18 protein-coding genes and 1 pseudogene are annotated in these 22,538 nt (G+C 47.1%); 14 read left to right on the top strand and 5 right to left on the bottom strand.

The window, feature by feature from the left end; genetic code table 11:
* Positions 1-318 precede the first annotated feature (318 nt).
* The 3 genes from L976_RS16705 to L976_RS16695 form a co-directional block, all read right to left on the bottom strand.
* Positions 319-993, bottom strand: a complete 675-nt coding sequence (locus tag L976_RS16705) for a cold-shock protein (protein WP_047538552.1) — start codon at positions 991-993, stop codon at positions 319-321.
* A gap of 121 nt (positions 994-1,114) precedes the next feature.
* Positions 1,115-1,648 (bottom strand): DUF6985 domain-containing protein, encoded by a 534-nt coding sequence (locus L976_RS16700; protein WP_050991394.1) that lies wholly within the window; start codon positions 1,646-1,648, stop codon positions 1,115-1,117.
* A 132-nt stretch (positions 1,649-1,780) separates the two neighbouring features.
* The gene (locus L976_RS16695; RefSeq protein WP_047538549.1) at positions 1,781-2,176 is read right to left on the bottom strand and encodes a VOC family protein; all 396 of its coding nucleotides are present in this window, start codon (positions 2,174-2,176) and stop codon (positions 1,781-1,783) included.
* 161 nt (positions 2,177-2,337) lie between these two features.
* Between L976_RS16695 and L976_RS16690 the strand changes: the two genes are divergently transcribed.
* A complete protein-coding gene (locus tag L976_RS16690; protein WP_011717603.1) occupies positions 2,338-2,943 on the top strand; it encodes a DUF502 domain-containing protein in 606 nt (201 codons plus the stop codon).
* Between the two features lie 221 nt (positions 2,944-3,164).
* On the opposite strand, the gene L976_RS23360 is transcribed toward L976_RS16690, so the two are convergent.
* On the bottom strand, positions 3,165-3,314 hold the full coding sequence (locus tag L976_RS23360) for a hypothetical protein (RefSeq protein WP_156143196.1): 150 nt from the start codon (positions 3,312-3,314) through the stop codon (positions 3,165-3,167).
* Between the two features lie 317 nt (positions 3,315-3,631).
* Here L976_RS23360 and L976_RS16685 point away from each other — a divergent pair, with 317 nt between their 5' ends.
* Both L976_RS16685 and L976_RS16680 read left to right on the top strand, forming a co-directional pair.
* Positions 3,632-5,608, top strand: coding sequence for a BCCT family transporter (locus L976_RS16685; RefSeq protein WP_047538546.1), 1,977 nt, complete (start codon positions 3,632-3,634; stop codon positions 5,606-5,608).
* Between the two features lie 88 nt (positions 5,609-5,696).
* Positions 5,697-6,059: a YajD family HNH nuclease gene (locus tag L976_RS16680; protein ID WP_011717601.1), complete on the top strand. Its 363-nt coding sequence runs from the start codon at positions 5,697-5,699 to the stop codon at positions 6,057-6,059.
* A gap of 25 nt (positions 6,060-6,084) precedes the next feature.
* Here L976_RS16680 and L976_RS16675 read toward each other — a convergent pair whose 3' ends face one another.
* Positions 6,085-6,318, bottom strand: a complete 234-nt coding sequence (locus L976_RS16675) for a DUF1289 domain-containing protein (protein WP_047538543.1) — start codon at positions 6,316-6,318, stop codon at positions 6,085-6,087.
* A 311-nt stretch (positions 6,319-6,629) separates the two neighbouring features.
* Here L976_RS16675 and L976_RS16670 point away from each other — a divergent pair, with 311 nt between their 5' ends.
* The 11 genes and pseudogenes from L976_RS16670 to L976_RS23355 form a co-directional block, all read left to right on the top strand.
* Positions 6,630-8,006 (top strand): methyltransferase, encoded by a 1,377-nt coding sequence (locus tag L976_RS16670; RefSeq protein WP_052184013.1) that lies wholly within the window; start codon positions 6,630-6,632, stop codon positions 8,004-8,006.
* A gap of 254 nt (positions 8,007-8,260) precedes the next feature.
* Complete coding sequence (locus tag L976_RS16665; RefSeq protein WP_011717598.1) at positions 8,261-9,310, top strand: 3-oxoacyl-ACP synthase III; 1,050 nt, start codon at positions 8,261-8,263, stop codon at positions 9,308-9,310.
* Positions 9,311-9,480: 170 nt separating this feature from the next.
* Complete coding sequence (locus L976_RS16660; protein ID WP_047538539.1) at positions 9,481-10,443, top strand: alpha/beta fold hydrolase; 963 nt, start codon at positions 9,481-9,483, stop codon at positions 10,441-10,443.
* A complete protein-coding gene (gene oleC, locus L976_RS16655) occupies positions 10,443-12,269 on the top strand; it encodes an olefin beta-lactone synthetase (RefSeq protein WP_047538537.1) in 1,827 nt (608 codons plus the stop codon). Before L976_RS16660 ends, oleC begins: the two co-directional genes overlap by 1 nt.
* 140 nt (positions 12,270-12,409) lie before the next feature.
* The gene (gene oleD, locus L976_RS16650; protein WP_047538534.1) at positions 12,410-13,573 is read left to right on the top strand and encodes a 2-alkyl-3-oxoalkanoate reductase; all 1,164 of its coding nucleotides are present in this window, start codon (positions 12,410-12,412) and stop codon (positions 13,571-13,573) included.
* A gap of 72 nt (positions 13,574-13,645) precedes the next feature.
* The gene (locus tag L976_RS16645) at positions 13,646-13,885 is read left to right on the top strand and encodes a DUF3624 domain-containing protein (RefSeq protein ID WP_047538531.1); all 240 of its coding nucleotides are present in this window, start codon (positions 13,646-13,648) and stop codon (positions 13,883-13,885) included.
* Positions 13,886-14,327: 442 nt separating this feature from the next.
* Positions 14,328-15,305 carry a TerC family protein gene (locus L976_RS16640; RefSeq protein ID WP_037417025.1) on the top strand — a complete coding sequence of 326 codons (978 nt, stop codon included), beginning with the start codon at positions 14,328-14,330 and terminating at the stop codon, positions 15,303-15,305.
* Positions 15,306-15,474: 169 nt separating this feature from the next.
* Complete coding sequence (locus L976_RS16635; RefSeq protein WP_047540639.1) at positions 15,475-17,004, top strand: hypothetical protein; 1,530 nt, start codon at positions 15,475-15,477, stop codon at positions 17,002-17,004.
* 249 nt (positions 17,005-17,253) lie between these two features.
* The gene (locus L976_RS16630; protein ID WP_047538528.1) at positions 17,254-18,132 is read left to right on the top strand and encodes an ABC transporter ATP-binding protein; all 879 of its coding nucleotides are present in this window, start codon (positions 17,254-17,256) and stop codon (positions 18,130-18,132) included.
* Positions 18,133-18,143: 11 nt separating this feature from the next.
* Positions 18,144-21,701 carry an ABC transporter permease/M1 family aminopeptidase gene (locus L976_RS16625; protein WP_047538525.1) on the top strand — a complete coding sequence of 1,186 codons (3,558 nt, stop codon included), beginning with the start codon at positions 18,144-18,146 and terminating at the stop codon, positions 21,699-21,701.
* A 449-nt stretch (positions 21,702-22,150) separates the two neighbouring features.
* Positions 22,151-22,538: pseudogene (locus tag L976_RS23355) on the top strand (phospho-sugar mutase); the annotation flags it as partial.

The following is a 22,538-nucleotide window of genomic DNA, read 5'->3' as shown; positions in this document are numbered from 1 at the left end:
TAATAGATGAGATTTTGTAGGGTAACTCTTTCGTAAAGTCCAGAACGAACAAACGTGTGCTAACAAGTTTTGGGGCAAAAAGTTTTTAGCTAGATGAACAGTTCAATGGTCGTAAAGATTGTCATTGTTGCAACTGTGACCGTTGGCGGCATGGATGCCGCCGTCGAGCCCTCAGGGATGAGTTTATGGCGTGTCACTGGGGAAGCAACAGTGAAATAGCTTGCCAAACACGGTGGTCAGTTTAAGCCAGTTATCATGGGTTATAAATCCGTCCATATATTCTTTAATAAATAACACTATCGACTTGTTTTAAACTCGCTAAGCAGGAAAAACCGCTATAGCACTGAGCACCAGTGCGAGCGGTATCAGCGTGATCATGGCAAGGGTACCTAGACAACCAGACAGTTGTTTTTGTCGTGCTAAATTTTCGGCTTCACTCATTTGTTTAACTGTCTGCTCTACATCTGCTTTTCGTTTTTCGAGTAACTGTGCAGAGGCGATAACCAGTTCTTGAGAGTCAGCAGGAACTTTCTCGGTTACTAGGGCGAGTTCACCTTTGAAGGCGTGTACCGTATAGCGATAATTACCTTTTGAGAAAGTGTCCTTCTCAAAGCTGACATTCAGTACTGCATTGCATCCACAATGCTTTGCAAGCTGTTCTAAATGACGTCTTCCTTCGCTGGGGTCTTTAAAAAAGCGGGTCGTAATGGGATAGCTAACAAGCACTGTGCCGTTTTTAGGGTGGCGGTCTTTAGTGGTAAAAAAGTCAACTAATCGCTCCCTGATAAAGACTTCGGGCAAACTGATCGCTTTGGCGGCTAGGCCTTTAGGTGTGGGCGTTGGATCAAAATGGACCATTCTGCCTTTGACTAACTTGCCTTCATCTTTCTTGTCTAATAGTTCAGAAAAATGCAAAAAATAGCTTTCACCATCATCGCCTTGGATAAACCCATACTTTTTAGCGGCAAGGTATGAGACAACTTTTCCTTTCAAAACATTAGCCTATATAAATTGATGCTCAGCCGAGTATTATGTTACTTGCCTAGCGTTATAAATGAAAAATATTATAAATCAGATAGATAATCAGATAAACGATCTGATAAACGATCTGAATTTATCTGCAACACGGCACATAGACCATGTCTTCGAATCTAGGATCGTCATAGGCATCTGCGTGGGAAAGGTGTCCATCAAAAGCCCCAATTTTATTGATGGTTGATCCTTGTTTAAACACGATTTGTAAACCGTGCTCGGGCTCCCAATCGCAGTGGCAAGTAAGGGAGATATACACGGCGTTATCCCCATGGGCGCGGCGTGACACCATTAATTCGTCGCCAAACTCAATATGGCGCCACACTTGGTTTGGGTTAGGAATATCAATATATTCTTCGCTCGCAGGCGTAATGTATGTGCAGCAATCTTGATAATATTGGTAAATCGCGTCCTGAGCTTGCTCGAGTGCGGTATGGTCTAGGGCGAGAAAATGTTGTACCGCAGTATGAAAATCCTCCACCTGTGGGTCGGTTTCGTACTCTTCTAAGATAAACTCAAATTTACCGCTTAGCGCATTGATCTCAATGGGTTGGCTTTTAAGCCAGCCATCATAGGGATCAACTTCAAGCAAACCTAGGATGGGTATTGTTATCATCTTATCATTCCGTTTATTGTTGACTTCATTGGCTAGCTGTTACTGATTATTATCGTTGCAAAACAATAATCTATAGTATCCGCATTCTGAAATAAGGTTATTTGTGCCGATTAAAAATGATTGGATTAGGCGCTACTGCGTGCAGGCCGGCAGATATTCGGATAGTTCTAATAGATTCAAATCGGGGTCGCGGATATAGACGGAGTTGATGCGGCCTGTGGCGCCGGTGCGCAGGACTGGGCCTTCAATAATCGCAACTTCAAGGCTGTTTAAGTGGTTGATCACTTCTTCGATATTGTGGCTGACCACAAAGCAAAGATCGGCGCTGCCGGGCGTGGCAAGGTTTGCCTTAGGTTCAAATTCGGCGCCTGCTTGGTGCAGATTGATTTTTTGATCGCCAAAACTTAATGCGATACGGCCCTGACCAAATACGGACTTTTTCATCCCTAACACGCGTTGATAAAAGGCGACGCTGGCCTCGATATCTTTCACGGTTAACACTAAATGGTCTAGGCGGGTCACGCGCATATTCTTTCCCTCGATGCCGTAGCGGTTTGTTATTGGTTTTCTCTGCGCCTTACCTTACATCAAGTGCTGGTGCAAAAGTGACTCTGTGGTAGCATTTAACGCGCTTTTTAGCGTAAATAATTTATGCCTATTTTTATCCCATTGGATTTGATGAGATTGTAATGAAGAAAACCTTAGCCCGTGGCTTGATGAACCTGCTGCCGATGGCGTTAAGCCTGTGGTTATTTTGGTCATTGTTTGTATCGTTAGATGGTTTAGGGATTTTTATTTTAGAGTTGGTAGGGATTAACCAACATTTTGTCGGCGCGGGCTTTATCTTAGTCGTGGCCATAGTGTTTGCGGTGGGCCTGCTGTTTTCGGTGAGTCCCATTGTGTGGCTCTATGGCTGGATTGAACGTCAGCTGATGCGTTTTCCGCTGTTTAAATCTGTCTATGGCAGTATTCGTGATATCGCTTCCTTAATGAACCGTGAGGGCAAACCCAATACTCAGCAAACTGTGTTGGTTAAACAGGCCAATGGCGGGTTTGTGGTGGGCTTTATTATGACGGATACGCCGCCGCAGCCGTTGCTCGATGCTTTACCCGAAGGGGATTGGGTGCCTGTGTTATTCCAACTCAGTTACCAAATGGCGGGGGTGACTAGCCTCGTCAAACGTGAAGATTTGATTTTAGTCGACTGGTCTTTTGAAGAGGCGATGCGCTTTAATTTAACGGCGGGTATCTCACAAACGCCGGGCGCGGCAACGGTAAAAACTAAAGCTGAATAGAGCTGTTTTGGTTTTTTACGTCAAATTGAGGCATTTTTGTGATACAATCCGATGGCGACTTAATAGGTCGCCATTTTTTATGCTAAACAGCAGCTGCTGTTTAGCATTATCTGTATCTCTATTGAGTCAGTTTTCGACAGCATGTGGTCTCTGTTCGAAGGCACTCCAGTAGAGCTTAAGCAAGGCCGAGTCGATATTTGCTACTGGTTATTTGTTACGGGTTAACCGTTAGCAGCTAATCGCGCTTTGCATTCCTCACTCTCGATATCACCGATATCACCGATATCACCGATATCACCGATATCACCGATATCGAACCGCTTATATGCATTATGTCGCCATTGAGGTTGAACTCTGCGATCCGGTCGCATTGTGTCGATGCTCGCTGTCTTTGAGAGGGCGATAGGCTCTCAAAGGGCATTAGCAGCGGTTTAGCTGTATATCGAGTCAACAGTTTGCCGACTTTACTATTAAGCAAAAGCCTCAAGCAAACGGGAAAGTGGGGAAGCGTTATCAATATGAGTATGACATCACAAGGTATTGCTGACCGCGAGCCCTTGTCATGGATTATTTATGCCTATTTCATCCTGACCACATACTGCTGAGGCTAGGGTTACCTATGTATTGCGCTATCTCTTCAACAATAGAAGGGATGTTAATAGGGAACTGGCTAGAACAAGGGAGTTTTATGTCTATCAAGTCGAGTATTAATCCACCGGTTTTTTATTCGTCGGTCTTTTTTATCACATTAATGGTGATGATCTGCGCCATTTGGCCCACCGAGGCCAATCACTTTTTCAAATCCATGCAGTCGTGGCTAGAGGCGAAAGCGGGCTGGTTGTATATCCTTGGTGTAGCGATTTTTCTGATTTTTATCATCTTTGTTATGGTCAGTCGCTTTGGCGATATTAAGCTCGGCCCCGATCATGCCGTGCCCGATTATAGCTATAAGAGCTGGATTGCCATGCTGTTTTCGGCGGGGATGGGGATTGGACTGATGTTCTTCGGCGTTGCCGAACCCGTGATGCATTACTTAGCGCCGCCCGATGCAACCCCTGAGAGTTTGGCCGCCGCTAAAGAGGCGATGAAGATCACTTTCTTCCATTGGGGCATACATGCCTGGGCGATTTACGGCGTGGTTGCCCTGAGTTTGGCCTATTTTGCCTATCGGCATAAGTTGCCCTTATTACCTCGCAGCGCACTCTATCCCTTAATCGGTGAGCGCATTCATGGTCCGATTGGCCATTGCGTTGATACCTTTGCGGTATTAGGGACTATGTTCGGGGTGGCGACTTCCCTAGGGTTTGGGGTGTTGCAGGTTAACTCGGGGCTAAGCTATTTATTCGAGCAACTGCCTAATAACACCACGGTGCAAGTGTCGCTGATTATTGGCATTACCTTACTCGCTACTCTGTCGGTTTTTTCAGGGCTCGATAAAGGGGTGAAGCGCTTAAGTGAGCTTAACTTAGGCTTGGCCCTTATTCTGCTGCTGATTGTGTTAATTCTTGGCCCAACGGTAATGTTGCTACAGGCCTTTGTGCAAAATACCGGTAGTTATCTAAGTGATATCGTTAATAAAACCTTTAATCTGTATGCCTATCAGCATAAGGAAGACTGGCTTGGCGGTTGGACGCTACTCTACTGGGGCTGGTGGATTTCGTGGTCACCTTTTGTCGGCACCTTCATTGCGCGGGTGAGTCGCGGCCGTACCATACGTGAGTTTTTAGTCGGCATTTTATTTGTACCTTCGGCGCTGACCTTTTTGTGGATGACGGTATTTGGTAACTCGGCCATCGACGCCATTATGAATCAAGGCGCGACCTACCTAAGCGAAGCGGTGAATACCAATGTTCCCGTGGCGCTGTTTGTGTTTTTTGAACATATGCCGTACCCGCACCTGTTATCGGGCATTGGGATTTGTTTAGTGGTGACCTTTTTTGTGACTTCATCTGACTCCGGTTCCTTAGTGATCGACAACCTGACCTCGGGGGGCGATAACAATGCGCCCGTTTGGCAACGGGTGTTTTGGGCATTGCTACAGGGTGTGGTGGCCTCAGTGCTGCTGCTTGCGGGTGGCTTACAGGCACTCCAAACCGCCGCTATTGCCAGTGCGATGCCATTTTTATGCGTGATGTTGCTGATGTGTTTAGGGCTGTATAAGGCGCTGAAGGACGATTGGCTGAAGATCAACAGTGTGCAGCTCCATACCACCAGTGTGCAATATGCTAAGACCAATATCAGCTGGGAGGAGCGTATCGAAGTCTTAGTGTCGCATCCCACCGAAGATGAGGCGCGTATCTTCCTCAATAATGTCGCGACACCAGCGTTATCTAAGGTGTGTCAGCAATTTATGAGCAAGGGACTGACGGCGGATCTTGAATATCTCGACGGCAAAGTGCGATTGGTGATCAGCAACGAAGCCTACCAACCCTTCGTTTACGGTGTGCGGATGCGCTGCTTTGAAATCGTCAATCCGGTCGGTGAAGAGTTAGAGCAGGGCAACAATTGGTATTATCGCGCCGAAGTGTACTTAGAGCAGGGCGGCCAACACTATGATGTGATGGGCTATACCGAAGAGCAGCTATTGGCGGATGTGGTCACCCAATACGAGAAATACCTGCACTATTTGCACTTGTCCAATGCCGACCAAGGACATGTCGCCTAAACGCTTTGCGTGTTAGAAATATTGCCCCAAGGAATAACTCGGATTATCCTTGGGGCACTTTTTTAGGGGTCATCAGTTAGGTGTGAGCATGTCAGCAAATCCAGGCCAAAGTAAGTTAGATCAAGTCTTAGCCCAAGAGCGTGAATACCGCGCAAAGCGTGAGGGCGGTTACCGCGAGCAGGCGCTCAAATTGTATCCTTGGATCTGTGGCCGCTGTACCCGCGAATTTACCTCAAAAAATTTAAGCGAGTTGACGGTTCACCATAGAGATCACAACCACGACAACAACCCATCCGACGGCTCGAATTGGGAATTATTGTGCCTCTACTGCCACGATAATGAGCATTCACGCTTCGAAGAACTGATCCGCTACGGCAGTACCACCGAAACCAAGCAAGCGGCGGCGACCTATAATCCCTTTGCCGATTTAAAAGCGATGATGAAAAAGTAGCGATAAAAGTAAAAAGCCTGAAATATCAGGCTTTTTTCGCAAGTCGCGCCTCGGCTTCCAGCCATTTAGCGCGGCTTAGCACCTGTTGATTTTCGTCGCCTTCGAAATGGGCTTTGCGGGCAGGGAGCTGCGCAATAATCGCAGTGTGTTCAGCATCGCTGGCATTGCGCCAAGCGACAATCTCATCAATATGGCGAAAACAGCCCATGCAATAATCTTCATCATTTAAGCCGCAGCGAGCGACACAGGGGGAGAGCATACTTTTCCTCTAAAACTCTTCTCTTTAACTGGCTTTTTTGTGTATACACACACATGGATTGCCAACTGGTATAGCAAGTTGGCCAAAACTGCGGCGATACTAGCAGCTTTAGGCGCCATTTGGGCAGCGATATTAAGTCAAATGTGCCTTGATATTCGTAAAGGCTTAATGACGGCATAGTTTTCAAACTGACGGCAAAGTTTTCAAAATAGTTTTCAAACTGGTTTTAAAAACAGTGCTGTTGTGAAGGCTTGACGGCTAAGGCCAATAAGAGAGTCAAATGGAACACATCAGAGTAAAGCAAATTCAGCATGGCAATTAAGCTCGATAATCATAAGCAGGCAAGGGTCGAGCGTCAGGACAGGCTCAGGGCGCACTTTATCCAATTGGATAAGTTACTTGAGCAGAGCCGCGCCCTGTGGCAAGTCCGTGCCTTTGAGGCAAAAGCACTGCCTTGGGCGGCGCAATTCCCAAGGCTAGCAACCACCCTTTGGGCGCTTGATGATGCCGTGCTCGATACCTTGGATGCCGAGCAATCGGTGTTAGTCGATGCCTTATCTCCAGCACTCAAGCAGGATCTTGCCGCGTTAGGCTTAGACTGGGATCTGTCTTTACTCACATTGTCCTTTGCCGAACTTTCGCTTGGCTCTGATATTGACTCAGATATAGGCTCAGATATTGACTCTGACATTAGCTCTAACGATATTGAAACTGCTACTTCACCTTGTATTGATCTTACCGAGTTGGCTCACTTTAGCGCCCATATAAAGGGCCGTAAGTGGGAGCAAATTACCGCCTTTGTGCAGCATTTGCCCGATGCGGGATTACCCGTGCTGGAGTGGTGTGCAGGCAAAGGCCATTTAGGCCGCTTAATAGCCAGAGCACGTGGTGTGGATGTGTTAAGCCTCGAGTGGCAGGCGATACTCTGTGAAGAGGGCCAAGCCTTTGCCGATAAATGGCAATTATCACAGCACTTTATCTGTGCCGATGCCTTCGCTATCGAAGGTAATGCTTGCGAAAATTCCACTCATCAAACCAATCCTTTTCGCGCCAAGCAACAGGCGGTGGCGCTGCATGCCTGTGGCGATTTGCATGTGCGTTTACTGCAATTGGCCGCAGCGGCGGGCACCCAGGCTCTGGCGATTTCACCTTGCTGCTATCATTTAATTCAAGCTAATCAATATCAAGGCTTATCGACACTCGCTAACCACAGCGCGCTGCGTTTAAGTCGCCATGATCTGCAATTGCCTTTACAACAGAGCGTGATCGCCAATCCGAAACAACAGGCGCTGCGGCATCAGGAAATCGCCTGGCGGCTCGGTTTTGATGCGTTGCAGCGAAGCTATCGTGGCATAGATGCTTATTTACCTTTGCCCGCCATAAAGCAAAGCCAGCTGAGCGGCGAGTTTGCCGAGTTTTGCCATTGGGCGGCGGCGCAAAAGACGGTTACCTTAGCCGCAGATTGTGATTTCGACGCTTGGCTTGAGATAGGCAAACAGCGACAAAGGTTAACCCGGCGCATCGATTTGGCGGCGCATTTATTCCGCCGTGCGCTGGAGCTGTGGTTAATTCTCGATCGTTGCTGCTTTTTGCAGGAAAGTGGCTATCGGGTGACCCTGAGGGAATTTTGTGCAAACAGTGTGACACCCAGAAATGCGCTGATTTTGGCGCAAAAATTGAGCGAGTAAAAAATAATCTACTATTTAACGTTATACCTGACTGTTTTTTATAAAGTATTTCTTTATTAGGTCATTTTGAATTAACGGATTGGCGGCATGATCGTCACAAGGGTTTATAAACCCTGTGAGACAAGTCTAAGGCGAAAGATGGTTTTTTATTGAATCATCGGGCTTTTCTTGTTCAAATGTCGCCTTAATGACACATAACAACTAAAAACTGACCTAAAAGATCAGTGATCCTAGTGAGCGAATAAAACAGTTTCATGAAATATTCCCGCGTATTTATTAATAGCCTTGCCTATGAACTGGCACCTGTGGTGGTTTCCAGTAGTGAGCTAGAATCTCGCCTCGCGCCTCTATATCAAAAATTTCGCATTCCTATGGGGCAACTTGCGGCGTTAACGGGCATTACCGAACGCCGTTGGTGGCCTAAAGGGCATCAATTATCCGATGGAGCGATTAAAGCGGCGCACAAGGCGATAGCAGAAACGGGAATAGAAGTCGCCGAACTGGGCGCTGTGGTGTACACCGGCGTTTGCCGTGACCAGCACGAACCCGCCACCGCCTGTCGGATTGCGGCGGCCTTAGGTGTGTCGAAGGACACGGCGATTTACGATATCAGCAATGCCTGTCTTGGGGTGTTGTCGGGCATTTTAGACATTGCCAACCGTATCGAGCTTGGTCAAATTAAGGCGGGCATGGTGGTGTCCTGCGAATCGGCGCGGGATATCGTCGATGTGACCATTGATAATATGCTCGCCGATCCGACCATGCAGAATTTTGCCCAGTCGCTGGCGACCTTAACTGGCGGCTCAGGCGCGGTGGCGGTGATCTTGACCGATGGCAGTTTGCCGCTGACGAATGTGCGTAAGCATCAGTTACTTGGCGCCTCCCATTTATCTGCGCCGCAGCACCATCAACTGTGTCAGTGGGGTTTGCAGGAAGTGGGGCACAATATTTACCGTGAGTTTATGCGTACCGATGCGGTGACCTTGCTCAAAGAAGGGGTCGAGCTGGCAAAGCACACGTGGGAGCATTTCCTCGCTCAGCGGAATTGGTTAGTCGAGCAGGTCGATAAAGTGATCTGTCATCAGGTCGGCGCTTCAAACCGCAAACAGGTCTTGAGTGCGTTAAATATTCCGCCTGAAAAAGAATTTCCTACATATCAACTGCTTGGCAATATGGGCACAGTCTCTTTACCCGTCACAGCGGCCATGGCACACGATCAAGGCTTTTTACGCCCTGGGGATCAGGTGAGCTTTTTAGGTATCGGCAGTGGTTTGAACTGCATGATGCTGGGCATTAAGTGGTAGTTTTTCAAGGATTGTTATCTGCCTTAGCCGACGCTTCAGAGCAAGGTTTGCTAGGGCATTTTTATGCTTATTGGTTTAGCGATGAGCATTAGCACTGAGCATAGGTAAAGGCGAATTTACCTGCACAGGCTACCAATACAAAATAATTAAAACAAAAGATAGGAAGCGTCATGTTAGACACTCTGTTGCCGTTTAAACGTCATTTTCTTAGCCGTAATGGCAACAAGCTGCATTACATCAATGAAGGCCAAGGTGAGCCTGTGGTCATGGTGCACGGTAATCCAAGTTGGAGTTTTTATTACCGTAATCTCGTGAGTGCCCTTAAGGATACTCACCAGTGTATCGTGCCCGACCATATTGGTTGTGGCCTGTCGGATAAGCCGGATGATAGCGGTTACGACTACACCCTTAAGAATCGCATTGACGATTTAGAGGCGCTGCTCGATAGCCTAAAGGTAAAAGAAAACATTACCTTAGTCGTCCACGACTGGGGCGGCATGATCGGCATGGGCTATGCTGCGCGTTACCCTGAACGAATTAAACGTCTGGTGATTTTAAATACCGGTGCCTTCCATTTACCCGACACTAAGCCTTTGCCGCTGGCGCTGTGGATCTGCCGTAATACACTGCTTGGCACCGTATTAGTGCGCGGTTTTAATGCCTTTTCATCGATAGCCTCCTACGTTGGGGTAAAGCGTCAGCCGATGTCAAAGTACATCCGTGAGGCCTATGTTGCGCCGTTTAACTCCTGGGCGAATCGGATTTCGACCCTGCGTTTTGTGCAGGATATTCCGCTAAAACCGGGTGACAGAAACTATCAACTGGTGTCGGATATCGCCGCCAGTCTGCCAAAGTTTGCCAAGGTGCCGACACTGATTTGCTGGGGTTTACAGGACTTTGTGTTCGATAAGCACTTTTTAGCCAAATGGCGCGAACATATGCCCCATGCTAAGGTGCATGAATTTGCCGATTGTGGTCACTATATCCTCGAAGATGCGAGCGATGAGGTGATTACCCATATCAAACACTTTATGGCTGAGGCGCAAACGCCAGCGGCAGAAGTGCAGCACGTTGAAATGGAACAGGCCACAGAGCCTGAGGCAGAGACTCAAGCGCCACAGGCCGCACATTAATGGCTAGGGTGGAGGATGCGCAGCTCGGCCATGGGACATCTACCGCCGAGCAAGCAAGCGATGCCAATATCTGTCGGCATTTAAAGCAAGCCGCTCATCACATTCCCCATCATCTTGCGGTTGCGGTGCAACAGGGCAAGGGTAAATCCCTTGCCAATCTGACTTACCAAGAACTCGATTTTATTAGCCTCGATAAACAAAGCGATGCCATCGCCTTCGCGCTCAATGCCCATGGGCTGACGCGGGGAATGAAGGCGGTGCTGATGGTCACCCCGAGTCTGGATTTTTTTGCGTTAACGTTCGCCTTATTTAAGGCGGGGATTATTCCCGTGCTGGTTGACCCGGGCATGGGGATTAAAAACCTTAAGCAATGTTTTATTGAAGCTGCGCCCGATGCCTTTATCGGTATCCCTAAAGCCCATATCGCCAGACGTTTATTAGGCTGGGGTAAAGGCAGTGTGCGGCATCTTATCAATGTGGATAGTAATCCAAGCGGACTTGCTGACACGCTATCGCGCTTACTCACGGGCGCGCCAAGTTTAGCGTCGATACTCTTATCAACAGCTAAGTCGTCTACAGCTAAGTCATCTGTGGCTAAATTGCCGGAACAGGGCGAGTACCCGATGGCGCTGCTTAGGCATGACGAGATGGCGGCGATTCTCTTTACCAGTGGCAGCACGGGGACGCCAAAGGGCGTTGTCTATAGCCATGGCATGTTTGAGGCGCAAATTCAGGCGCTAAAACAGGATTATGGCATTGCACATGGCGAGCGTGATTTAGCGACATTTCCGCTATTCTCCCTCTTTGGTCCGGCGCTCGGTATGGCATCGATTGTGCCTGAGATGGATGCCAGCAAACCGATTACGGCCAATCCTGAATTTTTATTTGCCGCTATTGAGAAATACCAATGCAGCAATATCTTTGTTAATCCAGCCTTGCTTGAACGTTTAGGCCGCGCCGGTGAGCAAACCGAGTCGAAAAAGCAGCACAAACTCAGCAGTGTGAAACGCGTGATTTCCGCAGGGGCGCCCGCGACCATTGCCTCGATTGCCCGTTTTAGCAAAATGCTCAGTGACGGCGTGCCTGTACTCAATTCCTACGGCGCTACCGAATCCTTACCCATCAGCATGATTGCCAGCGACGAGCTATTTACCACGACTCAAACCACAGACAATGGCGGTGGGATTTGTGTCGGTCGTGCCATCGATGGTGTCAGCATCGAGATTATCGCCATCACTGAGGATAACATCTCTGAGTGGGATAATGGCATGCGTCTTAACGCGGGGGAAATTGGCGAAATAGTGGTAACAGGCCCTATGGTGAGCCAGTCCTATTATCGCCGCGAAACGGCAACGACGGCGGCTAAAATCTGGGACCGCGAGCAGCAAACCTTTAAGCACAGAATGGGCGACCTTGGCTATCTGGACGACAGCGGCCGGTTGTGGATGTGTGGCCGCAAAGCCCATAGAGTCGATGCCACCCAAGGTGGGCAGTTTGTTAAACGGTACTATTCCATTCCGAGTGAGCGTATTTTTAATACCCATCCGAATGTGAAGCGTTCGGCGTTAGTGGGGATCAAAGTGAAGGGGCAAGGCGGCGCGAGTGAGATTGAACCCCTCATCTGCATCGAGCTTGACCAATCTTTGGTATGCAATAAGAGTGCGCAGCTCTATCAAGAGCTGATGGCGATTGCCGAGCAGTATAGCCACACTCAGGGGATTAGACGTTTTCTCATTCATCCCGATTTCCCTGTGGATGTGCGCCACAATGCCAAAATATTTAGAGAAAAATTAGCCGTTTGGGCGCAATCGCAAACCAAAGGCTGATGTTCATTTAAGGGACTTTTAACCTTACTCGTCTAGATTTTCTGTTGCTTTTTAGTGGCATAGGGATGAAATATTATTCCATTGCATATAAGCGCTGAACTTAATACTGTAAACGACACTGTGTGTCTCGGAATAGCAAGATGACCGATAATTGTTCCATTTCTCTCGCCCCTACGGACTTAGAATGTACGCCGTCGCAACCAACAGGCCTAAACCAAGTGGGCGGTGACCAAGCATGTAGCAAACTAAGTCTCGATAAGCGTGAGCAAGTCGCGCTTTATGCCTTGGTCGCTAAGGTCAACCATGCCTTTGTGACTGGCGCGGGGGGATTTTTGGGTAAGGCCATTTGCCTACGTTTGGTCGCGGCTGGGATTAAGGTGACTGGTTTTGCCCGTGGCCATTATCCTGAGCTTGAAGCCCTTGGTGTGACTATGGTACAGGGGGATTTAGCCAATCCTGAGCAAGTCAAACAGGCGATGCAGGGCTGCGATATCGTGTTCCATGTGGCTTCAAAAGCGGGTGTATGGGGCGACAGGGACAGCTATTTTTGCCCTAATGTGAAGGGGGCCGCGAACGTGATTGCTGCTTGTAAAGCGCTTAAAATCAGTAAATTAGTTTATACCAGCACTCCTAGCGTGACCTTTGCGGGCGAGGATGAAGCGGGTATTGATGAATCGACGCCCTACGCCAGCCGCTTTTTAAATTATTATGCTCATTCCAAGGCGATTGCCGAGAAGATGATGCTCGATGCTAATCAAATCTCTTCAACTGCATCGGCGTATGCGCTAAAGACCGTTGCCCTGCGGCCGCATTTGATTTGGGGGCCCAATGATCCGCATCTGGTGCCTCGAGTGCTCGCCCGTGGTCGTTTAGGTAAGCTCAAGCTGGTGGGGCGCGAGGATAAACTGGTCGATACCATTTATATCGATAACGCCGCTTATGCCCACATTCTGGCGGCCGTTGAGCTTTGCCAAGTCTCGCCTAAGTGCCAAGGGAAAGCCTATTTTGTCAGTAACGACGAGCCTGTAACTATGGCCAAGATGCTGAACCTCATTCTCGCCTGTGATGGATTGCCGCCAGTGACCGCGCGCGTGCCACAGACCCTGGCCTATGTGGTGGGCGCTGTGTTAGAAACGGCGTATCGACTGATGAATAAACAAGAAGAGCCGATAATGACGCGCTTTGTTGCTAAACAGCTTTCCTGTAGCCATTATTTCGATATCAGCGCGGCAAAACGGGACTTTGGCTATCATGCCTTAGTGTCGATAGGCGAGGGTATGAGGCGCCTCAAGGCATCGCTCTAGTGCAGTATTTAGCACAGGACAAACTTGGTGATATCTTATGCCGTTACGGTAAGCTAATGGATTAAAACGTTAATGGCGTGCGACGATTGTAATACTTCGATTTTTCGGCAAAAGATTGGCCGCTGCAAACGCTGCATGTGGCAGTTGACGTTGCTGTCGCTTATCGGTTGGCCGTTGTGGTGGTATCTCTACAGTGACACTCCACGTGAGGTCAACTCCATCGCCTTACTGTTTTTCTGCTCAGCTTTTACTGGCCTGTTGTTACTGCATCTTGTGGTATTAGTCGTGCGTCGTCTGCTCGGTCGCGAATAGTTTTTCGCTTCCCATCGAATCTCCTTTTTATCCTTTGTGGTGAGCGATCACACACGCCATTTACGCTATTTCAAGCGGCCATTCTTGCCCGCGGATTTTTCATTTTCGCTTAATACTCAAGTGTTAAACAGTGCGCTCAAACAGCTCGCTTTTCACACCGTTAGCGCAAACGCTATCGATTTGTGCTGGCTAAGGCGTGAGTAGTGATGAGTCCGTGAGCGTTAGGACTAGGCTTAAATCTGATAAGAGTACGATAAATGCTCCGAAGATAGGGTCTAGTGCAACTAGTTGTTTTGGCTGTTTAGTATGGATTTAAACAAATTTTAATCTGCTATTTTAAACTTTTTACCCTGTTTCACTGTTTTTGGTGTCGCTAAGTATTAAGATCGAGCATGGCGATGTGGCCGAGAAAACTCGGTATTTTTAGGTTTTAGGGAGTGTTATGGAGTTTTTTACCACGCTATTTGTGGGTTACCCGATATGGGTTTGGTTAATGTTTTTTGGCTTTGTGTTGGCATTGTTAGCCTTCGACTTAGGCGTGCTACACAAAGAGCAACACGAAATTACCGTGGCAGAGAGTCTTAAGTTATCGGCCTTTTATATCTGTATGGGTCTGTTGTTCGGCGCTTGGTTATGGTGGTACAAGGGTTCGACCGCGGGGATGGAATACCTCACGGGTTACCTTATCGAAAAGTCCTTATCTATGGATAACGTCTTCGTTATCGCGCTTATTTTCAGTAGCTTAGGCATTCCCCGTTTGTATCAACACCGAGTGTTATTCTGGGGGATCATGGGTGTTATTGTGCTACGTGCCATTATGATTGGCTTAGGCGCGGCGCTGGTGGCGCAATACCAAGGCGTGTTGGTGTTATTCGGCCTGTTCTTGATTTTCACCGGTATTAAGATGCTCTTTTCCGATGATGAGCATGGTGATATCCAAGATAATAAGTTTTACAAATGGTTACGCTCTAAAATGCGTTTTACACCAAGCCTTCATCAAGAGAAGTTTTGGGTAAGGGGAGAGGAGCATCAACTCAGCAAAGGCTGGTGGGCAACGCCCTTGTTCTTGGCGTTGATCTTAGTCGAAACCGCGGATCTGGTGTTTGCAGTAGACAGTATCCCGGCGATTTTTGCGATTACCCAAGATCCCTTTATCGTCTATACCTCTAATATCTTTGCGATTTTAGGTCTGCGGGCATTGTATTTCGCCCTCGCGGCCATGGTGCATCGTTTCGAGTACCTCAAGTATGCGCTGTCGGTGGTATTGGTGTTTATCGGTGTAAAAGTCGGACTGGTGTACTTTAATCATGAAGGCATTGTGGACTTTAAAATCCCAACGGCCTTATCCCTTGGTGTCACCTTCGGCCTCTTGCTGGCGGGGGTATTATTCTCCCTGTGGAAGACGCGCGAGCAGAAGTAAGCTCCTAATGACTTAGGAATCGATCAAGGCCATTTAGCCCATGCTAAATGGCTTTTTTACTATCTACCGAAGGCAAAGTCGTGACTTGGAAAATTAGTCTATGCTTAATTGGCATTGCCATGGTGCGGTGCAAACCCTAAAGATGACGAATACTTTCAAGGATGAAGCGATGAAACTACCTCTTGCGAGTTTATTGATTGGCATTTTGCTCGGAGCCAATGCCCACGCCGCTGGAACTCAAACCAGCCAAACACCAGCCCCTTCAAGCTCCACTTGTACAGGAACTTACCCGAGTTACTTTCAAGACCCTGCCTTTACCAAAACCGGCATGTGGGATAATCAAGTGATCATCAATCAGGCCTACCCTGGTTGGAAAGGGCCCATTTTTCAGTTAAGTGATGCCTACTCCGCAGCCAAAGCCGATCAGCAAATGCCATGGCTCAAGTTCAATCCCTTCGATAAAAATCTCTCTGAAAAGGATAAGAATACCCAAGCTTGGAATTATCTTTGGGCGGTTATGCAGTATATCCAAGCGGGCAATATCGACAGTGGTGATGTTAATACCGACTGGGATCTGTGTAATAACAAGGTACGTTCTTGGTACCATATTCCTTATCAAACCTACGATCCCATGAGTGGACGCGAATTTATCCATGGATTAACCCGTGAAGCACCCGTCACTATGGCGGTGAAAGACCAAGGCGATATTAAAACCACCATGTGGGCCGTCGGCTTTTATAACCCTCAGGCTGCGGGCAGCTTAGCTAAGGTGTGGACGGGGGCTGCTGCACCTGTGATGCCCCAAGCCAATTTTGCCTTTAATGAAGGCAGTGTGATTGGCAAATTGCTGTTTACCACGGCGACACCCAATAATTACCCCTTCTTAGAGAATGTGCCTGTATGGCAAGCTAATATCAGTTCGAGTGATTTCTGTGAATGTAAAAATGCCGATGGTAGTGCCTGTAGCTTCCAGCAAGAAACAGAGCAGTGTCCACGTTCGGTCGCCGATGTGTACTTGCTACAGTTTGATATCGCGGTACGTGACAGCCGCTCGCCGGTAGGCTGGGCCTATGGCACCTTTGTGGCCGACGGCCAATTTAAGGCAAAGGAGAAAAATCCGTGGAACCGTATCTCACCCCTTGGACTTATGTGGGGCAATGATACCCCTCCTGTAAACTTGGGCGCGGCTGCCTTTCCACAAAATCCGGTGTCAGGCCTTAAAGATAGCGCGGTGTTTCAAGAGGTGGTTGGACGATTAAATGAGAAAACCAATGCAGGGCATCTAGGGTGTAATGGCAGGTTAAACGGTCCAGCAGATAATGCCCTAAGTAGCTGCTTATCTTGCCATCAAACGGCTTCCGTGCCCGATAGCAGCAATAATACCCCAGCGATTATGTACCAATTTGCTTCCTACCAAGAGCCTGGAAGCGGCCAATGTATGACGACGCCGAGTAAGCTCGATCTGGCTATCGACCAAGTTTACTTTAAGTCCTTCCAATGCTCTGAATCCTTCAATGGCCCTAAAAATATTGTGCCACTGCCGCAATATGCGCAGGGACAAACACAATGGATCTCCACGGATTTCTCTTTGCAGTTGAGTATCAGTCTGACTCAGTGGCAGGAATGGCAACAGGATCAGGAAAATCTGAAGAAGAATATTAAAGTGCGCGTGTTTGATGGCACGCTGCCTTCCCGTTAACACATGATTTATGTAAGGAATTGTATTTAGCGTTTGCTATAGGGATAAACTTACATCATTGACTATTATCAGTCATTTCAATATTGAAGGGCCCATTTCGGGCCCTTTGCTTTTAATTCTATTGATTGTTTCTCTTTGCATTATTTAGTTAGTCATTCGGTAAGTGCATGAATACATTAGTAACTGCTGTTTTGGTTAATTATTTGTGATAACTTGGCGTTATTTTGAACATAAAAGCAAGAGGGAAGCATGCTAACAATTACTGATTTAACCAAAACCTATGATAACGGCGTTAGGGCGCTCGATGGGGTTAACTTAACTATTTCGAAGGGGATGTTTGGCCTACTAGGACCGAATGGAGCGGGTAAATCCTCTTTGATGCGTACTATTGCTGCACTGCAAAGTGCTGACAGTGGCAGCATCGTTTTCGACGGTATTGATGTCTTAGCGGACCCACAGGCATTGCGTAAAACCTTAGGTTATTTACCACAGGATTTTAATGTTTATCCGCGAATTAGCGCCTTTGACTTATTGGACCACCTAGCGGTGTTAAAAGGCATCAATCAGAGCAAGCAACGCAAAGAAATCGTGGAGGGCTTATTGGCTCACACTAACTTATATCAACATAAAAATAAGGCGGTAAGTGGCTTTTCCGGCGGTATGCGGCAACGTTTTGGGATTGCCCAGGCGTTACTTGGCGATCCTAAATTATTGATTGTTGATGAGCCAACCGCAGGGCTCGATCCTGAAGAGCGCAATCGTTTTCACAATTTGTTAGTGAGTTTGGGCGAGGAAAAAGTGGTTATCCTCTCAACTCACATTGTTGAGGACGTGTCGGAGCTCTGTCCAAATATGGCGGTGCTAGCCTCGGGAAAAATCCTATTACAGGGAAATCCGCAGCAATTAGTCAGTGAGTTAACTGAGAAGATTTGGACTAAAACCGTTGATCAGGCTGAAGCGCAACAACTTGAGAATGTATTGCCGGTCATCTCAAAACGATTACTTGCCGGTCGAACGGTATTAAATGTGATGGCTGATACATGCCCTGAAGGGTTTACGCCAGCCGCTGCGGGGCTTGAGGATTTGTATTTCTCAACCTTGCACAGCCATCGCCATCAGGCAGCTTAAGGAGATTCCCTATGCTGTTATCTATGTTGAGATTTGAGTGGCGTTATTATTTGCGTCAGCCATCATTTTACGTTGTTTCTTTTTTATTGTTTTTAATGAGCTTTTTATCAGTTGCCTCCAATAATATTCAAATTGGTAGCGGTGGTGAAGTGTTGAAAAATAGCCCTTTTGGTATTAGCCAAACCTTGCTCATCATGGGGCTTATCTCTATGTTTGCTGTTGTAAACTTTGTCGGTAGCACCGCCATTCGTAATCATCAGCATTTAATGGAGGAGCTGATTTACAGTAAACCACTATCGCCTTTCGCCTATCAGCTTGGGCGTTTTTTAGGCAGTTTTATGGTGGTGTTGGCCGTATTCGCCTTTGTACCTATTGGCTTGATATTAGGTTCATTTATGCCTTGGGTTGACGGGAGTCGCTTTGGCCCCTTTGTCTTTAGCCACTATTTGATACCCTATTTGCAGTTATCGGTTCCAAGTTTACTGCTTATCTCATGCCTATTTTATGCCATGGCAAGCCGTTTCCGATCTTTGATGGCCTTATATTTGACGGCCGTGGCTATGTTGGTGCTTTACACGCTCACAGGCGAAATGGCGAGCCAACCGCAGTATCGTACTATCGCGGCATTACTCGACCCCTTTGCACTGCGTACCTTCGCTGAAGTGACCCGTTATTGGACGATTAGTGAGAAGAATCACCAGTTACTCGAGTTGTCAGGACTCGTGCTACAAAATCGAGCACTGTGGCTTGCGATCGCCTGCGTATTACTGGCTTTGTCAGGGATTTTCCGCCAGCCCACATTAACGAAAAAGCGCGATAAAAAATCCACCAAAGTTGAAAAGATCCCTGAGTTAGTCCCTTTATCTAGACTATCGACTCGCACTGAAATCAACGCGCGCTTGCAATTTTGGACTCGGGTTAAATTTGAGGTCAAGCAAGTGCTGTTTACTGCCCCCTTTTTGGTACTAGGGGTGTTAACAGTATTCAACTTAGTCGGCCCAATGTTTGATGATTTTGGATGGTACGGTACCTCTAACTGGCCTTTAACTCAGGATATGGTGGATAACATTGCCGGTGCGACCGGATTATTAATGGTTATCGTACTGATTTATTACAGCGCTGAAATTGTCTGGCGTGAACGCACCTCTGGCATGGGAGATATTGTTGATAGTGCGCCTGTGTCTAACCTATGTTTTTGGGCATCAAAGTTAGTTGCTGTACTTATTGTGATGACCTTGCTGTATGTGCTGGCGATGTCAACCACAATAGTGTTCCAACTGATAAAGGGCCAAGGTAATTTAGAAATATCTCAATACCTTATTCGTCTTGGGTTTTATTACTTACTGCCATTATTGCTCTCTTCAATACTGGCATTTTTCTTACAAGTGCTTAGCCCGAACAAATATGCAGGTATGGGGCTGTTTGTGGCTTATTACCTGACGACATTCGTGATGGCAAATTGGGGATTTGGCCATAGTTTGTATAACTTTGCCCAATCACCTAGCTTAAGTTACTCGGATATGAACGGCTATGGTTGGGGTCTGCTAAGCCACAGTTTGTATATGGTTTATTGGGGCGCTTTTAGCTTAATACTGTTCGTGCTGGGCTATGGTTTATACCATAGAGGACCGCAACAAAGTCTTAAAACTCGATTAGGATTATTGGGTTATCAGCTTGGTCTCAGTGGCAAGGCCATCGTTGTGGCGGGCTTAGTGATATTTATTGGATCTGGTAGTTACCTGTTCTATCAAACTAAGGTGGTTAATCATTACCTTACCCAAGAAGAAACCACAGATTTACAAGCCGATTACGAAAAGACGTTCAAACAATATCAAGGCATGCCTATTTTAGTGACCACTAAGGTTAATGCGAATATCGATATTTTTCCTGAGCAACGCAAAATAGCCGCTAAGGTAATGTTTGAATGGCAAAATAAATCGGATAAGCCAATTGAAAAGATGCTGGTGCAACTGCCCGAGCACACCCAAGCGGACACGGTAAAGATCACTATTCCCAATGCGACGTTAGGCGAGTTTGATCGTCGTTTCCGTAATACCTGGTTAAGTTTTTCTGCGCCAGTGTTGCCGGGGCAGAAAGTTACAGGAAATATCGAATTAGTGCGTGAGTCTGTCGGTATTGCCGAGTCTGGCTTTGATTTGTCTGTCGTAGAAAATGGCACTTTTATCAATAATCTTGAGCTATTACCCTTATTTGGTTATCAAGATGGTTACGAGCTTATGGATCGCCATGAGCGCCAAAAACGCGGACTGACAGAAAAAGAGCGGGCGAACAAGCTGGAAGACAGTCGTTATTATCGACAAAACTTCTTTGGCGTAGATGGGGACTTTATCCAATTTGAAGCGACGGTTTCGACCAGTGCTGACCAAATTGCCCTCGCGCCAGGTTATTTGCAAAAGCAGTGGCAGCAAGATGGTCGCCAGTACTTCCATTATTTAATGGACAGTCCAATGGTGAACTTCTATGCCATTATCTCCGGTCGTTACCAAGTTGAAAAGGTTGAACATAATGGGATTGCCGTAGAGGTCTATTACCATGTGGATCATCCTTGGAACGTAGCTCGGATGGTGGAGTCGGTTAAGGATTCAATCGATTATTACACTGTGGCATTTGGCCCGTATCAGCATAAGCAAATGCGTATTATGGAGTTTCCTGGATACCGAAGTTTTGCACAAAGTTTCGCGAATACCGTGCCTTATTCAGAGCGTATTGGCTTTATTACCGACTTACGCAATGAGGATAATATTGACCCTGTATATTATGTCACTGCCCATGAAGTCGCTCACCAGTGGTGGGGACACCAAGTGGGGGCTGCGGATGTTCAGGGCAGTGCGGTGATCTCCGAAAGTCTGTCACAGTATTCGGCGCTGATGGTGTTAGAGCATAAGTATGGCGATAAAATGATCCGCAAGTTCTTGAAATATGAGCTTGATCGCTATCTGCGTGGCCGTTCATCAGAGCCGATAAAAGAACAGCCGTTATTGCGTAGTGAAAACCAGCAGTACATTCATTATCAAAAAGGTTCTGTGGTGATGATGGCTATTAAGGATGTGTTGGGTGAAGCTAAGCTAAACGCTAATCTCAAAGCCTTCTTAACTCGCTATCAGTACCGTAATGATCCTTTCCCTACCACAGTAGATTTAGTGAGTTATCTCAAGCAGGGAACAGATGATATTCAGTCGCGTTTTATCGATGAATCTTTCAATGACATCACGCTCTATGATTTGCGATTAACGAATGCAGTGGCAACGGTTCTGCCCAATGGCAAAACGCAAGTTGAATTAACTATTTACGCGAGTCGTAAAGTTGCCAGTGGTAAAGGTGAAGAAACCGAGCAGCCTTTGGATATGCAGGTTGATATCGGGGCATTTAGTGTAGACCCAGATAAGCTAAAAGATGAAAAGCAAATTTTGTTGCTTGGAAAACATCATTTAGTCAGTGGCGAAAATAAACTCACTCTTACGTTGGATGAAAAACCAAGCTATGTCGGTGTCGATCCCTTTGTGAAATTGATTGACCGCGACGCGAGGGACAACATCTTTAAACTGTAAATGGCTAGGGCGTGTTGACGTTTCGAGATTAGATTTTGTTCGTGCTGGCAAGCAAGGGCTTGCCAACCAAACCCTGCTACAAGGGGCAATATTGAATTTCGAAACGTCACATGTCCTAATCAAAACGGCTCTACAACTCACGCACTCTCTAGCTTAAAGCATGAATAGTGCGTTTTTTATTCTGTTAGGGGGTTATTTAGCTTCACTGTTCTAGGGTTATTAAGCAACTAAGCGTAAGACGCTTGTATTACTTAGGGCTGAGTTAGTGTCCATTTATGTGGAACTCTGATCTGTATTTATTTTACTTTGTAAATCAATGGTTAAATCGCTTAAAAAATAATCTTGAAAGTTCAAAACTCATGGGTTGATGGTGAAATTAGTGCAAATTTGCTTGTTCTTCGGCATGGATTTTCCTAAGGTAATTGAAAATGATTTTCACTGAGGCTCCTATGAATACTCATCTGCAATTACAGGTTAAGCATTGGCTCGAAAATGACCCCGATCCCCGCACTCAGGCACAACTGCAAGCCTTAATCGACACAGGCAATGACGCCGAACTCGAGGCACGTTTTGCGGGACGTTTAGAATTTGGCACCGCCGGATTACGCGGTGTGGTGGGCGCAGGTCCTATGGGCATGAATCGCTTGGTTATCCGCCAAACGTCTGCAGGGCTTGGTGCCTATCTACTCGAACAAATTAAAGATGCCGCCGAGCGCGGGGTTGTGATTGGTTACGATGGCCGCCACGATTCACGCACTTTCGCCCATGATACCGCCAGTGTACTCACCGCGATGGGGATTAAAGTGCGCCTCACCGCCAAAGTGGCGCCAACGCCGC

The sequence above is a fragment of the Shewanella sp. ZOR0012 genome (assembly GCF_000798835.1).
Classification (GTDB): domain Bacteria; phylum Pseudomonadota; class Gammaproteobacteria; order Enterobacterales; family Shewanellaceae; genus Shewanella; species Shewanella xiamenensis.
This window is presented reverse-complemented; position numbering and strand designations above follow the sequence as displayed.

What these genes read in the sequence shown, in the direction of transcription:
- L976_RS16640 (WP_037417025.1), top strand. Translation starts at nt 14,328, where the DNA reads ATGGAGTTTTTTACCACGCTATTTGTGGGTTACCCGATATGGGTTTGG.
- L976_RS16645 (WP_047538531.1), top strand. Translation starts at nt 13,646, where the DNA reads ATGGCGTGCGACGATTGTAATACTTCGATTTTTCGGCAAAAGATTGGC.
- L976_RS16625 (WP_047538525.1), top strand. Translation starts at nt 18,144, where the DNA reads ATGCTGTTATCTATGTTGAGATTTGAGTGGCGTTATTATTTGCGTCAG.
- L976_RS16690 (WP_011717603.1), top strand. Translation starts at nt 2,338, where the DNA reads ATGAAGAAAACCTTAGCCCGTGGCTTGATGAACCTGCTGCCGATGGCG.
- L976_RS16635 (WP_047540639.1), top strand. Translation starts at nt 15,475, where the DNA reads ATGAAACTACCTCTTGCGAGTTTATTGATTGGCATTTTGCTCGGAGCC.
- oleC (WP_047538537.1), top strand. Translation starts at nt 10,443, where the DNA reads ATGGCTAGGGTGGAGGATGCGCAGCTCGGCCATGGGACATCTACCGCC.
- L976_RS16665 (WP_011717598.1), top strand. Translation starts at nt 8,261, where the DNA reads ATGAAATATTCCCGCGTATTTATTAATAGCCTTGCCTATGAACTGGCA.
- L976_RS16675 (WP_047538543.1), bottom strand. Translation starts at nt 6,318, where the DNA reads ATGCTCTCCCCCTGTGTCGCTCGCTGCGGCTTAAATGATGAAGATTAT.
- oleD (WP_047538534.1), top strand. Translation starts at nt 12,410, where the DNA reads ATGACCGATAATTGTTCCATTTCTCTCGCCCCTACGGACTTAGAATGT.
- L976_RS16630 (WP_047538528.1), top strand. Translation starts at nt 17,254, where the DNA reads ATGCTAACAATTACTGATTTAACCAAAACCTATGATAACGGCGTTAGG.
- L976_RS16685 (WP_047538546.1), top strand. Translation starts at nt 3,632, where the DNA reads ATGTCTATCAAGTCGAGTATTAATCCACCGGTTTTTTATTCGTCGGTC.
- L976_RS16700 (WP_050991394.1), bottom strand. Translation starts at nt 1,648, where the DNA reads ATGATAACAATACCCATCCTAGGTTTGCTTGAAGTTGATCCCTATGAT.
- L976_RS16670 (WP_052184013.1), top strand. Translation starts at nt 6,630, where the DNA reads ATGGCAATTAAGCTCGATAATCATAAGCAGGCAAGGGTCGAGCGTCAG.
- L976_RS16660 (WP_047538539.1), top strand. Translation starts at nt 9,481, where the DNA reads ATGTTAGACACTCTGTTGCCGTTTAAACGTCATTTTCTTAGCCGTAAT.
- L976_RS23360 (WP_156143196.1), bottom strand. Translation starts at nt 3,314, where the DNA reads ATGCGACCGGATCGCAGAGTTCAACCTCAATGGCGACATAATGCATAT.
- L976_RS16695 (WP_047538549.1), bottom strand. Translation starts at nt 2,176, where the DNA reads ATGCGCGTGACCCGCCTAGACCATTTAGTGTTAACCGTGAAAGATATC.
- L976_RS16680 (WP_011717601.1), top strand. Translation starts at nt 5,697, where the DNA reads ATGTCAGCAAATCCAGGCCAAAGTAAGTTAGATCAAGTCTTAGCCCAA.